Genomic DNA, 16,810 nt, shown 5'->3' with positions numbered 1-16,810 from the left:
CGGCGGCAGTCCATCGTGGCGCGGACCGCGTCCTCTGAAAGGACGAACCGACCCGTCGATCCGTCCCCGGAAGGGTATTTTCCACCCGCGGTGCCGGTGGCCACTGTAGGTTCGGCAGCCTCTGCCCGGGGAGGCGAAAATGGTCGACGTACTGATCATTACGGCATTGCCGCTGGAATACGAGGCGGCTCGGTCGGCCGGATCGGCCATCGCCCCGGGGAATCCCGGTGTCACCGAGTGGAGAGCGGAACAGGCCGGAAAGGTTTCGCCATATCTGCTCGGCGAGTACGTCAGTCCGGACGGTATCAGCCTGTCGGTGGCGCTGGCCCTGGCGACCCGGATGGGCGGCCGGACAGTCGGACCGCTCGCCACCGCGCTGGCCGAGCGGCTGAAGCCCAGTTGCCTCGCCATGAGCGGAGTGTGCGCCGGCGACCCGGCGGCGGTGGCGCTCGGCGACGTGATCGTCGCCGAGATGGTCTACGACTACGACGAGGGCAAGCGGACCAAGGACGGATTCTTGGCGGACTATCGGCCGTTGCAGGTTCATCACCAGGCGATCCAGGCGGCCCGTGCCGTCGACACCGCGACATTGCCGAGCTTTGCCGAGGCGACCGAAACCGAGGCGAGGCTCTGGTATCTCCAAACGCTGCTGCTGGGCCGGGAACCGCGAGACCAGCCTGGCCGCGAGCGCTATTTCCCCCGCGGAACGTGGCAGAGCCGGCTGGCCGACTATGCCGATGCAGGCTTGATCACCAGACACGACAACGAATGGGCGTTGACCGAGCGAGGGCGGGCGGGGATCACCCGCGCGATCTACGACGATGTCGACGGGCCCGACCGGCTGCCCTTCGGGCTGGCGATCGGCCCGGTTGCCGCCGGCGCCGCGGTAGTCAAGGACGGCGTGACCTGGCAGCGGCTCCGTGACCTGGGAGTGCGGAGCATCACCGGGCTGGAGATGGAGAGCGCGGCGATCGCCACGGTGGCCAGCACGCAGGACATTCCGCTGTGGCTGGTCGCCAAGGGCGTCGTGGATCATGCCGACCCGGACAAGCGCGACCGATACCAGCGCTTCGCCGCGAAGGCGTCGGCCGAGGTGCTGTTCGCGCTGCTCGGGAAGCTCGCCGGCACGATCACGGGCGGCCGCGCGGACGGCGGCCCGCCGGTCGCGGATTGGCGGACGGCCCTGGGCAACCGGGGGCTGAAGATCTGGACGGACGAGCTGTTCACCGCCGGAACGGCGACCGACGACAGCATTGACCCGCCGCCGCCGTTGATGCCGCACCAACCGGTCGACGCGGTCCTGCTGAGGAAGGGGCGGCTGCCGAATCTGCAGCGGGAGTTCGCCGGCCTCGGGCGGGCGTTCGACGGCTGGGTGGGAGGGCGCCATCGCAAGCGCGGTGACCCCGGGCTCCGCGTCCTCTGGCTGGTCGGCGCAGCGGGCGCGGTCCGGAGCAAGGCGCTGCTCGCGGCGGTGTCGCGGGCCCGGAAGGCCGGGCACGCGGTCTACGACCCGGGGCGCAACCTTGAACTCGCCGCGACGACGCTCGCCGAGCTGGGCCTCGCCGAGCTGCCGGCCGGGCCGGTGCTGATCCCCGTCGACCTGCCCGATCACCAGCCCAGCAGCGGCTGGAACAGGCTGCTCGAGGCACTCGACGCCATTCGGCGGCAGGAGCGGAAGCGAGACCGTCCCGATCCGGTTCTCGTCGTCGGGGGCACGGCCGCGCAGGAACAGCTCGCGTACGGCGTCCTGCAGTCGTCGATCGAGATCGATCCGGTCGACGTGCAGGGCAACGCGCACCAGCGTCCGGACAGCTACGCCGGCACGGAGAGCATGGCGAGCCCGTCGCTTTCCGCCGAGGACATCTTCAATCGCGGATTGCCGAAGACCGCCCCCGAGCTGTTCGGCCGGGAGGACGAGCTGCGGACCCTGCACGACGCCTGGCTCTCCGACGACGTCCAGATTCTCTCCGTCGTCGCCCCCGGCGGGGTCGGCAAGTCCGCGCTGGTGAACCAGTGGCTGCGGGAGATGCGCGGCTGCGACTATCTTGGCGCGCGCAAGCTGTTCGCCTGGTCGTTCTACAGCCAGGGGACCAGGGAGAACATGGTCTCCGCCGACGACTTCGTCAGCTCCGCCCTGCAGCAGCTGGGCGATGACGCGCCGCCGACCATGAGCCCGCCCGCCCGCGGGGCACGCCTGGCCGCGCTGATCCGCCGGCACCGGTTCCTGCTGGTGCTGGACGGCCTCGAACCCCTTCAGCATCCGGAGACCGCACCCGATGTGGGCGGCACCCTGACCGACTCGTCGATGGCTGCCCTGCTGCGTGATCTGGCCAAGCCGGGGTGGGACGGGCTGTGCCTGATCACCACCCGGGTCCCGCTGGCCGACCTCGCGGCGGCCGGGCGGGCCGTGCCGGCGACGGTGGCCGAACTGGACCTCGGCAACCTCGGCGACCGGGCCGGTGCCCTGCTCCTGCAGTCCTTGATCGGGCCGCAACGTGACCTCACGGTCGCCGAAGAGGCGGTCCGTGAGGTCATGGGTCACGCGCTTGCGATCAACCTGCTCGGTCGTTACCTTCGCGACGTCCAGGGCGGGCAGCTGGCCGGACGGTTCGCTCTGCGCGACCTCACCGTCGCCGTCGCGGACGGCGGGCACGCCCGCCGGATCATGGAGACGTACGCGGAGTGGCTGGCACGGTACGACCGGTCGGCCGAGCTCGCGATTCTCGAGATGATCGGTCTTTTCGACCGGCCGGCGCCGTACGCCGCGATCGAGGCGGTCCTGACCGAGACCGAGCTCGGCCGGTCGGTGCCGGGGCTGGACGACCTCGGCGGCGCCACGTGGGTGGATTGCGTCGCCAGCCTGCGGCACATGGGCCTGCTGGGCAGCGAGACCGAAGGGCTGCCCGGGACGTTGGACACGCATCCGCTGGTTCGCGAGCATTTTCGTGACCGGCTCAGGTCCACGGCGCCGGAGCTGTGGACAGCCGGCCACCGTGCGCTCTACACGTACTTCCAGCGGCGCGCCCCGCAGCTGCCGTCCAGCGCCGAGGGCATGAGCCTGCTCTATGAGGCGGTCAATCACGGCTGCGCGATCGATCAGCATCAAGAGGTGTTCGACACGGTGCTGCAGCCCCGGATCTGGCGCGACCCGCGCGCCAGCTACTCCACCCGGACGCTGGGCATGACCGGCTCGGAGATCGTCGCGTTGTCCAACTACTTCCACCCGCATCAGTGGACGGAGCTGCGGGACATCCCGCTGTCCCGGCAGGCCCGGCTCATGGTGTTGACCAACGCGGGTCTGCGGCTGCGGCAGATCGGCCAGCTCAACGACGCACGGGCGAGCTGTGGCGCGGTGTTCCACGCCGTCGATCCGTCGGCCGACCAACCGGCGGAGATGGCGGACGCGTCCTACACCGCCTCGCTCTACTGCGAGCTGCTGGTGATCGCCGGGCACCTGCAGACCCCGGGCCCGGACTCCCCGGACACCGCTCGGGCGAGCGCCGAGCTGGCCATCGACTTCGCCAGCCGCTGCGAGGACCCGTACTTCAAGATGTACAGCCGGTCGTGCCTCGCCGAGGTGGACTTCATGGTCGGCGACCTCGGCCGCGCGGGGGAGCTGTTCGCCGAGGCGGAGGCGATCTCCCTGAAACTGGGCGCGAACCCGCCGTTCGGATATTCCCAGACGCTCTACCGCTACGGCTACTACGTGATCGAAACCGGCGGGGCCGCGGGCCTGCTGACCGACGCGAAGGATCCCGGATGGGGTCTGAACGGCGGCAACTCCACTCCGCTCTCCCGTGCCATCCGCCCACTCGTCCTGGCCGCCGCCCACCGCGCCCAGGCCGAACGAGGTGCGCTGGACCGATCGCGGTTGGCCGAGGTCGTCGCCCGGATGGATGCCGTGATCGTCGAGCTCCGGGGGGTCGGCTACACCGACTACATCGTGCGGGGACTCCTCGAACGGGCCCATCTGCTGCGGGTCAGGCAGGCTCCCGAGGACTACGCGAAGGCCCTCGAGGATCTCGACGAGGCGATCATCGAAACGACCCGGGGCGGGATGCACCTGCTCGCCGCCGACGTTCATCTGCAGCGGGCAGCCTGCCATCTCGCGGTCTGGCCGTCCCTGACCCCCGAGCAGCGGAACGAGGCCGCCGCGAGAGCCGCGAGGGCTCTTGCCGAGGCGGCCCGGCGGGTCCGATCACTCGGCTACGGCAGGCGCTATCCGATGCTTGCCGACCTGGAGCGCCAGGCCCGCGATCAAGGCGTCGCCGCCACCGCCACGACCGGCCGCGGAAAGACGTCGGGCTGGTCAGGGTCGTAGGGACCGTCGGTCAGGCCGACCATCCGCATCGCGACCGCACCATCGTTACGGATGGCGTGTGACGCGCCGATCGGGACCCGGATGAGAACCACGCCGGGCCCGGCGAAGCTGCGCCGCTGAGCCGGTGTCCCGGCGCCGTCGTCCCAGTGCAACGACCAGCGATCGGCGGCGATGACCACCAGGATCTCACGGCGCGCGAGGTGGAAGTGGTTACCACGTACGGCACCGGGCTCGATGGCGGCGATGTGCATGTCGGCCAGCCCGAAGCCCTCCGCGAACACCTCCGCCGGGACGCTGTGACTGCTGCCGCGGGCGTCACCGGAGTCGGGCAGTTCCATGATTGACAGGGCTCGACTGTTCACCGGGCAACCCTTTCACAACTCCGCGTCCATGGCAGACCTGTCGATGAGCGCGGGGTCGCCTCCGGCGTCGAGGGTGTCTCGGCAGCCCGTCCGCCGAGGCGGTCGGCCGAAGCGTGCCAGGCGCTGCTGGCCCGTAGTCGGCCCACCGCGTACAACCGGAAAGCCGACGATCCGTTGCCGGAGTCTACGGGCCGACGTGGAGGTAGGCCGCCCACAGGTCGGGGCGGTCCGGCAGTTCCGCGCGCAACGCGGCGACGGCCTCATGCAGCGCCCGGGCCGAGCGGCCGGCGTCCGGCGAGCCGTCGGCGGGGGCGAGCCGGGCATAAGTGCGGTCTACGAGGTCCGGGGTGTGCTCGTCGCTGATCGACCAGGCCGTAGCGACGACGTGACGGTAACCGGCCACCTGCATCGCCGCCGCCAGGTGGATCGCCTCGTCGCGCAGGTCAGTTCCGCCGACGGCGGTGCTGCAAGCGGACAGGAACGCCAGCTCGGCGTCGCGCAGGTCCAGGGCGGCGATCCGCAACACCGTCAGTGGGCCGTCCGCGAGATACACGGCACCGCTCGATGGGTCGTCCGGATCCTGACCGCCGTGGCAGGCCAGGTGGACCCAGGTGTGGGAACCCAGCGCGTCGAGTACCCGCGAGACCGTCGGCAGCTGATCGTCCGGCACCGCCTGGTCGTCGGTAGCGGTCCGCATTTGGCGAACGGGCAGCCGCGCGGCGAGGCGGTCCAGTTCGGCGGTGACACCGGGCAGGTCGGCGGGCCGCAGGGCGCCGATCGGCGGGGTCTTCGGCATGCCGACCGCGAGGACGACGGGCCGGCTGGCCGGTGCCGAGGTCCCGGCTCGCAGCAGGGCGCCGAGCGTCGGCGTATAGGACGAGACAACGAGGTCGGGGAGCGCGCCCGCTGCGTGCAGCGGCAGCGCGGACAGCGGACCGGTCGGCGACCACCAGAGGCGGGGGAGGGGCGACGCGAGATCCAGAGCGGCGACGACCGGTGCGCCGATCGTGTTCCAGAGCCAGTCCAGCAGGTCGACCATCGGGGGGACGGCGGCCGGGGCCGGGGCCAGGTCGCGGGCGGCTACCACGCGGGGCAGGTCAACGGCGCGGTGCAGGCAGTCGGCTTCGGTGAGGTCGGGGAGGGGCACGAGGCGTACGCCGTCGGTTGTCACGATGAGCGCGTCGCAGCGCACGGCGCTGACGTTGACCAGCACCACCGGGCCGTTCGCGGCGGCCGGGCGCAGCTCGCGGAACGGCGTCGGCGCCAGGAAGGTCCCGAAGCCCTCCGTCGATCGCACCCGCCGCACGGCGTCGTCCCAGGCCTCCGCGTCGCGCCGAGAGGCGGCGGCGACCTGCTCGCGGCTGTCCGGTGGCTGGAGGGCGATCAGCGCGGCCCGCTGCGCGTACGAGTCGAGCCGCGCCCGCAGAGCACCGAGCTCGTCGGCCAGCTCGGGCTGGATCTGGTGCAGCGCCGTCAGGTCCGTCCGCGTCTGCAAGGTCTGCGCCCAAAGTACCGCGCGTCCCTGTTCGAGCAGCTCCACCGCGGTCTCCAGGCGACCGGCCTCGATCGCCCAAGCCGTGGCCAGCGAGGCCAGCCCGGCCGTGGACGCCAGCCGGGCCTCACGTTCGGCCCGGCCGAGGCCCCGCCACGCCAGCAGCGGTAGCAGGCCGACGGCCACGGCAAAGGCGTCCGCCGCGTCGCCCGCGTCGGCGCTGGACGAACCCCACAACCGGGCCGCCTCGAGCCGCCGCGCCGGCAGCGCGGTCGCCGAGGCCGCCGCCTCCCGTAGCCGGCGGAGCGCCTCGTCCGTCGCCGAGGTCGCGAGGTGCGCCCGGGCGAGCTGGATCAGCCGCACCGCGCGGCTCGGATGGTCGGCCGGCAGGCCGTCGACCGCCGTCGTGAGGTGTTCGACCGCCAGCCGCAGGTCGTCGTCCGAGCGGGCGCGCGCCCGATAGGTCTCGCCAAGGTCGGCCGACAACCTCAGGGCGTCCGCGTGTCCTGGCGGGATCAGGCGGACGGCTTCGGCCGCGAGGAAGACCATGGCGTCCGCGTCCGGGTCGGCACCGCCCAACCGGAAGCGCTCGTAGTGCGCGTCACTCTGGCCGCTGAGCAGCGCCGGATGCCGGGGATGATCGGCGGGGATCAGCCGCAGCGCCTCGGTGCCCAGCCGGATCGCCTCGTCGAGGTCGGCCGGGTCGGCCCGCCGGGTGTACCTCAGGCGGTGGGCGGAGCCGAGGTTGGCGAGCCGGACCGGATGGTCGGGATGCTCGGGCGGAGTGGCGGCGAGGGCGTCCGCGACGAGCCGGAGACCCTCGTCGAGGTCGTCGCCGTCGTCGCCGAGCGGGAGTGCTCGCTGCAGGTGGGCGAAGCCGAGCGCGGACAACTGGTCGGCGCGTTCCACCGAGCCGGGCGGGCTCGCTGCGACGGCGTCGAGGCCGCAGCGGATGGCCTCGTCGAGATCGGCCACGTGACCCGTGAGCCGGTAACGCTCCTCGTGCGCGTGCCCGAGATTGCGGAGCCGCTTGGGCAGTGCGATCGCGCCTGCCGGTGTCGCCCGCACGGCCTCGGCGCTGAGGGTCAGCGCGGCGTCCAGGTCGGCGGGATCACCCAGCCGCCAGAAGCGCAGCAGGTAGTTGCCAGCCAGATTGGACAGTCGCGAAGCCCGCTCGGCGTGGTCGGCCGGGGTGAGTTCGAGTGCCTGCTGCTCGCAGCGGCGGGCGGTGTCCAGATCGGCGAGGTCGCCGAGCCGGTGGAAGCGGGCCGAGTGCGCGACGCCGAGGTCGGTCAGATAGGTGGGCAGGTCGGCGTCGTCGCCCGGCACCTGTCGCACGGCGGTGCCCAGGTAGCCGATGGCCGACTCGAGATCGGCCAGGTCGCCGCGGATCTCAAAGCGCCGCAGGTGAGCCATGCCGAGGTTCAGCAGCCGCTGCGGCAGGTCGGGCGAGTCGGCCGGGGTGAGCCGCACAGCCTCGATGGCGTGCCACATCGCGAAACCCAGATCCCTGGGGTCGCCGGCGATCTCGTAACGGGCGCCGAGCGCGATGCCCGCGTTCTGCAAGAACATCGCCCGGTCGGCGTGGTCCGGGGCGCAGAATCGCACCGCGTCCATCCCGGCCTGGACCGCCTGGTCGAGGTCGGGCCGGTGACCGGTGCGCTCGAACCGGATCCGGAGAGCCAGCCCGAGACCGGACAGGAAACGGGCACGCTCCTGTGAATCGGGCGCGGCCCGCACGGCGGCCGATCCGTAGCCGAGGGCCGCGTCGAGGTCTTCGTTCCGGCCGAGCGCCTCGAACCGCAGCCGGAACGCGACGCCGGCGTTGTAGAGATGCTTGGCCCGGTTCGGGTCCTTCGGCGCGGTCTCCTGCGCGGCCTGCGCGGCGCACGCGACGGACCGTTCGAGGTCTTCCCGGTCGGCCCGCGCGCCGAACATCATCCGCCGGTATATCGACATGTTGGACAGCAGCGTCGCCCGCCGCGACTCGCCGGGCGGCACCAGCCGGATGGCCTCGTCGAGCCGCTCGATCGCCTCCTCCAGCGCCTCGATTTCGCCGAACCGGTCGTAGCGCGCCGCCAGGTCCGCCGCGTAGTTCGACAGGTAGAGCCACCGGTCGCGGTGCCCCGCCGGCAGCGCGCGCAACGCCATCTGCCCGACCCCGACCGCCGCAACGGAGTCCTCGTCCGCGCCGGTGGCCGCCAGGCGGTTGCCATAGCGGATCCCCATGTTGGTCAGCTGGGCCGCGTACTGGGTCGCGTTCAGCTCACCCGCCCGGTGAGCACCGACAAGCCTCGCCGTCGCCTCTTCCAACGCCTCCGGATCACCGGTCTTCTCGTACCGGCGAAGAGCGGCACGGTGCCCAGCCATCCAGCCCATCCTCATCCGTCCCCACCCGCCGGTGCCCCACTTCCACTCGTTGATGAAGACCTGACGGACGGCACCGGCCTTGGGCGATGGTCGTGGAGTTGCGTGAGGTCGCTCTGAACAGGCGAGGCCAGGGCCGAAAAGCCCCCTCAGCCGATCCGGATGCCGGCGGCGGTCAGCCCGGCCACGATGCGCGGGATGCGGATGCCCTCGTTCTTCTTGGCCGGGGGCTTGCCCAGCACCTCCTGCGGCCGTCCGCCGGCGTGATGCACGGCGATCAGCGCGCCGCTCGCGTCGAAGACCGGCGACCCCGACGAGCCGGTCTCAGTGTCGGTCAGATAGTGGATCACCCGGCTTCCCACGTACGAGACCTGATTGCGTACGAAGCCCAAGCGTTTCCGCTGCCCGTCGGGGTGCTGGATGATGTACGCGGCGGAGTGCTCGGTCGGCTCCACGGCGCCGTCGAGCGCGATGATCGGCCAGCGGTCGTCGAGCGGCGCCCGCACGACCGCCCAGTCGTCGTCCACGTCGCCGGTGACGGTGGCGACATCGCAGGGCAAGGTGGTCGCCGTGCGGAGGCCGCCGTCGCCGTCGTCCTCGTAGCCGAACTCGGCGGTGATCCGGGTGGCCCGGCCGCCGTTCGTTTCGCTGTGCACGACGTGCCAGTTGGTCAGCAGCAGGTCGGACCCGATCCGGAAGGCGGTGCCCTCCTGCCACTCCGGGCCGATCGCGACGGTCAGCTTGCACACCGCGGGCGCGTGCTCGAAAAGCCGCTGGAGCGTCGCGATCAGGGCCGGCACCCGCCCGATCTGCAGCGTCAGGTCGTCGTGATAGAGCCGCGCCTCGTGCTCCAGCACGTCGTCGGTCGCGTGCAGGAAGCGCGGCGCGCCGTCCGTGCCACGGGGCTCACCGTCTGAGCTGACCGGCCGGTCCAGGAGCAGGTCGTCCAGGGTACGGCGGCGCGGGCTGCCCGCCGGCAGCCGGTCGGCGGCCGCGGTGACCAGGTCCCGCACCTGGCCGGTACGCCCGGCGTAGTCCAGCACCCGCCACCAGATGTGCGCGACCGCCCCGTCGGTGTCGATCTCGGTGAGGTCGATGCCGGCCCGCGCGACCACGTCCTGCACCGGCTGCCGGCCCGGGAAGAGCTGGGTCAGCGTGCGGTGCAGTCGCTGCGCCCACTTCTCGTGCCAGGGATAGGGAAAGTCCTCCAGCATCCGTCACCACTCCTCGACCGGCAGACCCGCTACCAGCCGGAAGAGGATCTCCAGCGGGTCAGGAGCGGCCAGGTGAAGGAAGATCGTCTTGCCACTGGAATCAATCTCGGGCAACCCGGGGAGCGAGACGTTCGAGCCTGCCAGGAGGTCCGATGAGAGGCCGAGCTCCCTCGCCAACGAGAGATCGACTTGCCGTTGATTCGGTCCGGTGCGGCGGTAGAGCGGGTGGATGACCTGCTCGATCGTTTTGAGAGCGCGAGTCTGGGTCGGAAACAACAGCGGCAGCGAGTGATACGCCGCGAGTGCTCCGCCGATGGCGGCGCTTGCGGCGGTGGGAAGGTGTTCCGTCGAGAGCACTTCTTCGCAGGCGCGGGACAGGAGCAAGCCGTCCGCCACGAGGGTCCACCGGCGGAAGCCGAGAACTGTGAGGTTGGCGGCGGTCGCGTTCGTCTTCCATTCCGGGATTTCGGAAGCCAGCCACGGGCCCTGCGAGTTGTCCCAGCGCATCCGCCGCAACCAGGACGGCGACGAGGTGCGGGGCAGCGCTCCCGTCAGGGTCAAGTAGTGACGGAACTGGCCGAGGCTGAGCCCGAGGGATGGGATCTCCACCGCCGATGTCGAGTGACGGCCGAGGCGGTCCGCGAGGCGCGGGGAGACGACGTGCGCCCGAGTCAGCAACTGCGGCGTGTGAACCTTGGCCGAGGACCCGCGAAGAAGCTCGGCCTCGGCGGCGAGGTCCACGGTCAGCCGCACCCGGCCCGCCCACACCAGCAGCGCGGGGCTCACCGGGGCCGACACGTCCTGCCAGGTGGCCTCACGAGCCAGCTCCCTCAGCCGATAGTCGGCATCCGGCCGGTCGCCCGCCCGAGCCGCGAGCCACGCCGCCAGCACCTCTCGGTCGCGCATCACCAGTTCGTCCCGTGCGTAGCTGCGGTCGAGCAGATCCCGCGCCTGCGCCTGTTCGCCACGCTCGGCCAGGACCCACGCGTCGTACAGCACGAGCGGGCTGTCGTCCGTCCGGCCGGAGCGTTCGGCGAGGATCTCCGGCACCGCCCGATCGACGCCGCGGGCCAGCGCCGACCGGAGCCGGGCGAGCGCGTCGGCCTCCCACGCGCCGAGGCCGGCCCCGGTCCCGCCGACCCGTCGGCGCAGCCAGCTCCGGGCCTCCGCCGACAACTCGTCGCGCGCCTGATCAAGCAGCGGCGCGCACCCATCGGCCCAGAACTCGGCCGCACCAGCGAAGTCGTCCCGCCGCAGCAGGTGGTAGACCAGCTCGGTCCGGTCGGCGACCGCGGTCAACGGCCGCTCGGCGTACCAGCGGGCGGTGCGCTCGTCGATCACCCGTACCCGGTCGGGGTCGTCGGTTTCCAGCAGCGCGAGCGTCGCCGCCCGCACCTCCGGGCGCAGGGCCAGCTCGCTGCCCGGCCCGTCCAGGGCGACGGTGAGCGGGTCGGCGCCGCGGGCGTCGACCAGGGCCAGCTCGTACGCGAGCCGCTCGAACACCTCGGCCGCGGTCAGCCCCTCCGGGATCCGGTCGGCCAGCACCCCGTCGATCAGCTCCGGCGTGAGGCGGCGCAGCACCAGCGCGTCCCGGGCGATCAGCATGAGGGCCGGGTCCATCACCCGCTCCAGGATGCGCGTGTAGAGCAGCCCCTCGACCATCGCCTTGGGCAGTGTCGTGGGCAGGTCGGCCGCGGTGCCGCCGCTCCGCAGGTAGCGCACGGCCAGCCGCAGCGCGAGCGGAATGCCGCCGGCCAGATCGAGCACCCGGTCGAGCACCGCCTGGTCGGTGACGCCGTGCTCGCGCAGCCAGGCCGCCGCCTCGGCGCGGTCCAGCCCGGTGAGCGGCAGCATTGCCGCCGGGCGGCGGTGCAGAGCCAGGCCGGGTACGCCGGATCGGCCGCTGACGATCACCTTGAGGCCGGGCACCTGGTCGCCGAGGCGTTCCAGCACCGGCCACAGCTGCCCGTGCTCGCGGACGTGCTGGGCCACCTCGAACCCGTCCAGCACCATGAGCGCGACCGGCCGCCCGGCGAAGGCGGCGCCCAGCGCCTCCCACGGATCGTCGCCGGCCGCGGGCGGGACGAAGCCGTCGACCTGGACGGCGAGCTGCCCGGCGATCAGCGCGGTGACCGACTCGGCGTCGTCCGGGGCCAGGTCGGCGCGGTCGAAGTCGAGCCAGAGCAGCAGCGCCTCGGCCGGCAGCTCGGACGCGAACCGGGCCACCAGCGCCGACTTGCCGATGCCGCCGATCCCGGTGACCACCATCGGCCCGGCCTGCGCCTGGCCGAGCCACGAGCGGAGCAGGCCGAGTTCGGCGTCCCGGCCCCGAAAGCCAGGCCCGGCGATGGCGGTCAGCCGGCTGCGGTGCCGGCGGCGCTCCAGCACCCGGGCCACCTCGGCCGGGCTCGGCAGTCCGGGCAGGACCGGCCCGAACCAGCGCACCGCCTGCAGCCAGTACGGGAGCGCGGCTTCGTCGACTTCATCGAGCCGGTACGGCGGTCCGGCCAGGATTCGGTCGATCACTGCCTGCCGCGGGTCGTCGATCTCGTCGTTGTCGCGCGCTCCGCGGAGGACGCCGAGTGAGGGAGCCGCGACGACCGCCTTCTCCCGCTCGGCCGATCGCAGGGTCCAGGCCGGGGCCGCCGAATCGGTGACCAGCGGCGCCAACTGTTCCCGCTCGCGCGCGGTGAGTGCCGCCGGGTCGAACGTCCAGCGCACCGCGGCGTACAGCAAAGCGGTGTCGAAGGGGCTCATCCGTCGATTGAGCTTGACGATCGTCGTGTGGGTTTTCGTGGTGTCGACGAGGTTGTGCCGGTCCCGGATCTCTCGGGCGACCGCCGAGTCGCCGAGCTGGCCGAGGATCGCCCCGATCGTCGGGCCGACGCCGACCGGACCAGGGACGACGGTATAGATCGACGTCGAGAGCGTCATGCCCAGGACGAAGCCCCGTGCGTCGGTGATCGGGCCGCCGGCCGATCCCGGACCCACCTTGGCGGTGTGCATAAGCCGGCCCTGGCCCTGGCCCCCGTTGTGCAACTCCCCGCTGCTGACTCGCAGACTCTCCATCGCGAGGGGATAGTGGAACAGCAGGATCGGCTGACCCCACCGCCCCGACGCGGACGACGACAGATTCAGCGCTCCACCTGGGACGGGCGCATCGCGCAGGCGAAGCACCGAGATCGACACCTCGCTCTGTTCCGGCGCGGTGAGCACCAGCTCCGCAGGCATGCCGTCGCCCTGGAGCCGGCAGAAGAACAGGGAGTCGTCCGGATCGTCGTCCGCCCAGGCCCGATGGTCCGGGATCACGACGAGATCGTCGGTGATCAGCCAGCCGGTGGCGTGCCGGCCGAACCGGCTCACTCCGACCACACCCTGCCGGGCCCGGTGGAGCGCCCGGGCCAGCTCGTCCACCTCGAAGAACTCCGCGTCGTCCATCAGTGGTCTCCCCGCGGCGGCGCCAGCACCTGCACCAGCGCCTCATCGATGCGTTGCAGGCGCCCGGCCTGTTCCGCCACCTTGTCGGCCTCGGCGAAGACGGCCGTCACCAGCGAATCCAGCTCCTCCTCGACGACCACCTGGCCCCGGCGGCGCCACCAGGCCCGCAGTTCGTCGGCCACATGCTCCGGGCGTACGTCATCGGGGGTGGTCCGGTCCTCGGCCCAGGACTCGCGACGCCATCGGGTCGGCAGCCGGCCCTCCGGATAGTGAATCAGCATCAGGCGGAACCAGTCGCGGTACGTCGGATTGAGGAACATCGGCACCAGCTGGTCGAAGAACTCGCGGATCTCCGAATCGAGCAGCGGACCGCCGTCGGCCGCCGGGGCCAGGTCGTCGATCGCGATCCACAGCGCCCGCCGTTCCCGACCGGCGATCTCGCGCAGCGTCCGCCAGACATGCTTGTGGTACGCGCTGCCGGTGGTCTCGCCCGGCTCCGGGATCTCACCCATCGCGTGCAGCGCCCCGAACAGCTCCCGCAGCACCTCGTCGAGACTGGCCACGATGTCGGCGCAGAGGTAGACCGGCTGGGCGTTCCGGCTGCGGGCGGCCCGTTCGAACAGGTGCCGCCCGTGGCTCTTGCCGCTGCCCGGGTCGCCGCGGACGACCAGGGTCTTGAGCGGCGCCTCGGCCGGAGTCAAGCGTGCGATGAGCCCTCGCAGCGCGATGCGGTCGAGCACGATCACGCCGTCCTCGACAGCCAGCTCCTCCACTTCCGGCACGGCGTGCAGGACCTGCTCGACCGCGGCCCGGGCGTCGGCCGCCAGCGGCTGGTTGAGGATCAGCTCGCACAGCCGCCGGATCCGACCGGCCCTGGCGACATGCTGCAGGACCTCGCTCCACATCCGGTCGGCGTTGCCCGGGGTGAGCGGCTCGGGGTGCGGGCCGCTCTGCTTGTACAGGATCTCGATCCTCATGGGGTCGTCGAAGACGGTCTGCAGCACCTTCTTGAGGCGGATGGCATCCGGCCGGTGCCAGGGGTACGCGTACCCGTCGAAGGGATGTGTCACCGCGCCTGCCTCGCGCGCGCCGGGCAGGAGCTGACAGGGATCACCTCGACGGCCTGACCCAGGCTGCGGCCGCCGATGGACAACGCGCCGCCACGGTTCGTCAGCTCGCCGCACGTGGCCGCGTCGTCAAAACGTACGAGGAACTTGGGTGTTGTGGGCTTGGGCGGGGTCCAAAGGACGGCGACCGAACCGGCCAGCACCAGTACGACGGCGGCCAGGGCGCAGACGCGGCCCCGGCCGATGTCGCGCCGGGCCTCGGTGACCAGGTCGTTCTCGCGTTCCATGAGCTTCTTGCCGGTGGGGAACCGCAGGTCGGTGATGCGCAGGCCGCCGGCCGCGCGGGAGAGGAACCAGACGGCGAGCGCGGCGGCGACCGCGGCCAGGGTGGTGGTGGCCTTGACCAGGACGTCGACCGGCGCGGGCAGCTTGTCGACGGTGGCCAGGCCGCCGGCGAAGGCGACCGTGCCGAACACGCCGAGGAAGCCGGCCATCAGCGCGGACCACTTGGTGGCCGAGGCCTGCAGCGCCTTGAGCCGGCCGCGGCGCAGGTCGGAGTTGCGGGCCTCGTAGAACGCGACCTCGTCGGCCCACGAATTCATGCCACCGGCCCCGGGACGAGGATGTAGTCGCCGCGGCCGGCCCCGCACGCGCACTCGACCAGCAGCTCGATCCGCTTGCCCGACTCCAGCGCGGAGTCGGTCGCCACCACGTCCGCGACCAGAGCGGACAGTGCGCCGCCGCAGCGCGGGCAGGGGCCGTTCAGATCCCATCGCACGGCGTCACGCCTGGTCCACTGCATACCCGACTCCCGCATCGCCGTCCGGATCTCTTCCTGCCACGTCGACATCGGACCATCGTCGGGCGCGGGCCGGACGCCGCGCCATCGGCCGGATATCCGTTTCCACGGCTCTTGTCACTATCGATCGCTCCGCACCGGGTCTGCTGAGACATCGAACGCACTCTCGCGTCATGACCGATTCGCGACTCGGCCGCCTCTCCCTGGAGTCGGGCTACCGGCTTGAACTTCTAACGTGATGCCGTGGGGTCACTTCTTGTCGATTTTGGCTGGGTTGATGGTTGTTTCCTGGTGCAGGATGAACCGGTTCGTCGCATAGGTGATCGCCCAGAGGACGACTCCGATGATCAACAGCACGCCGGCCACCTGGTAGTCGGCGGCTGCCCGGCCGGACAGTGGGCTTGCCAGGTAGGCGCAGGCGACGGCGCCGATGATCGGGATCACCGTGGGGGCCTTGAAGTGCTTGTGCTCGACCCTGTCGCGGCGGAGCACCAGCACCGCGATGTTCACCACCGTGAAGACGCAGAGCAGCAGCAGGGCCGTCGTGCCGCCCAGCGCGGTCAGGTCGGCGAACCAGATCAGTCCGAAGGCGATCAGCGTGGTGAAGACGATGCCGACCCACGGCGTCCGTCTGGTGCGGTGCACCCGGCCCAGTACCTTGGGCAGCACCCGTTCGTTGGCCATGCCGTAGAGCAGCCGGCTGGCCATCAGCATGTTGATCAGCGCCGAGTTGGCCACCGCGAACATGGTGATGAACGCGAAGATGGTCAGCGGGAACGCGGGCGCCCCGGCCGCCACCACCTTGAGCAGCGGCGCGTCGCCCTCGCTGAGGTCGGCGGGGGAGACCAGCGCCACTGCCGAGATCGCCACCAGCACGTAGATCAGGCCGGTGACGCACAGGCCGGTCAGCATGACCTTGGGGAAGATCCGTACCGGGTCCTTGGTCTCCTCGGCCATGTTCACCGAGTCCTCGAAGCCGACCATGGCGAAGAACGCCAGCGCCGTGGCCGCGGTGACCGACAGGAACGCGCTCTCGCCCGGCGGTGAGTCGAACTCCACCAGGCGGGACAGGTCGCCGTTGCCGCCGCCCAGCGCCCACGCGCCGATGGCGATGACGATCAGCAGGCCGGTCAGTTCGACGCAGGTCAGCACGACGTTGGCCTTCACGCTCTCGCCGACGCCGCGGAAGTTCACCAGCGCGATCAGGGTCATGAAGCCGACCGCCACCGCGGTCAGGCCCAGGCCCTCGCCGATGGACAGGTCGAAGGCCTCGGCGAAGTTGCCGGCGAACGCCTTCGACGCGCTGGACGCCGAGGTCAGGCCCGAGCACATCACCGCGAAGGTGACCATGAAGGTGAGAAAGTGCAGCCCGAAGGCCTTGTGCGTGTACAGGGCCGCGCCGGCCGCGCGCGGATACTTGGTCACCAGTTCGAGGTAGCTGAACGCGGTCAGCAGCGCCACCGCGAAGGCGACCAGGAACGGCAGCCAGACCGCGCCGCCCACCTCGGCGGCGACCTTGCCGGTGAGTGCGTACACCCCCGTGCCGAGGATGTCGCCGACCACGAAGAGCAGCAGGAGACCGGGCCCGATGACCCGGTTGAGGGTGGGTTGCTCGCGTTCGGTGCTGTCCCGTGTGCCCGCGTCTGCCATAGCCGCGTCCCTCCACATCGACATGCCTGGTCATCACGTTAAGCGATCGGAGCCGAACGCGCTGCCGCTGAGGCTTGTTCCGGCGCGTCGGGCGGGCGAG

9 protein-coding genes are annotated in these 16,810 nt (G+C 71.5%); 1 reads left to right on the top strand and 8 read right to left on the bottom strand.

Going from position 1 to position 16,810, the window contains the following annotated elements:
* Positions 1-139 precede the first annotated feature (139 nt).
* Positions 140-4,321 carry an NB-ARC domain-containing protein gene (locus DMB66_RS03760; RefSeq protein WP_125802568.1) on the top strand — a complete coding sequence of 1,394 codons (4,182 nt, stop codon included), beginning with the start codon at positions 140-142 and terminating at the stop codon, positions 4,319-4,321.
* Here the strand turns inward: DMB66_RS03760 and DMB66_RS03755 are convergent.
* The 8 genes from DMB66_RS03755 to DMB66_RS03720 all read right to left on the bottom strand — a co-directional run bounded on the left by DMB66_RS03755 (position 4,258) and on the right by DMB66_RS03720 (position 16,710).
* Complete coding sequence (locus tag DMB66_RS03755) at positions 4,258-4,659, bottom strand: hypothetical protein (protein ID WP_125802567.1); 402 nt, start codon at positions 4,657-4,659, stop codon at positions 4,258-4,260. The two genes, DMB66_RS03760 and DMB66_RS03755, sit on opposite strands and share 64 nt — an antisense overlap.
* A 208-nt stretch (positions 4,660-4,867) precedes the next feature.
* Positions 4,868-8,545, bottom strand: coding sequence for a CHAT domain-containing protein (locus tag DMB66_RS03750; protein ID WP_125802566.1), 3,678 nt, complete (start codon positions 8,543-8,545; stop codon positions 4,868-4,870).
* A 146-nt stretch (positions 8,546-8,691) separates the two neighbouring features.
* Entirely contained in the window at positions 8,692-9,756 is a 1,065-nt protein-coding gene (locus tag DMB66_RS03745) for a trypsin-like peptidase domain-containing protein (protein WP_125802565.1), read from the bottom strand.
* A gap of 3 nt (positions 9,757-9,759) precedes the next feature.
* Positions 9,760-13,194, bottom strand: a complete 3,435-nt coding sequence (locus tag DMB66_RS03740; RefSeq protein ID WP_125802564.1) for a trypsin-like peptidase domain-containing protein — start codon at positions 13,192-13,194, stop codon at positions 9,760-9,762.
* A complete protein-coding gene (locus DMB66_RS03735; protein ID WP_125802563.1) occupies positions 13,194-14,264 on the bottom strand; it encodes a hypothetical protein in 1,071 nt (356 codons plus the stop codon). The genes DMB66_RS03740 and DMB66_RS03735 overlap by 1 nt, the downstream gene beginning before the upstream one ends.
* Positions 14,261-14,863, bottom strand: a complete 603-nt coding sequence (locus tag DMB66_RS03730) for a hypothetical protein (protein WP_125802562.1) — start codon at positions 14,861-14,863, stop codon at positions 14,261-14,263. Before DMB66_RS03730 ends, DMB66_RS03735 begins: the two co-directional genes overlap by 4 nt.
* Complete coding sequence (locus DMB66_RS03725) at positions 14,860-15,111, bottom strand: hypothetical protein (RefSeq protein WP_125802561.1); 252 nt, start codon at positions 15,109-15,111, stop codon at positions 14,860-14,862. Before DMB66_RS03725 ends, DMB66_RS03730 begins: the two co-directional genes overlap by 4 nt.
* A gap of 198 nt (positions 15,112-15,309) precedes the next feature.
* A complete protein-coding gene (locus DMB66_RS03720; protein WP_125802560.1) occupies positions 15,310-16,710 on the bottom strand; it encodes an APC family permease in 1,401 nt (466 codons plus the stop codon).
* Positions 16,711-16,810: the final 100 nt, after the last annotated feature.

It is taken from the genome of Actinoplanes sp. ATCC 53533 (genome assembly GCF_003947245.1).
Note: the sequence above shows the minus strand (reverse complement) of the source record. Positions and strands in the feature narration are given on the sequence as shown.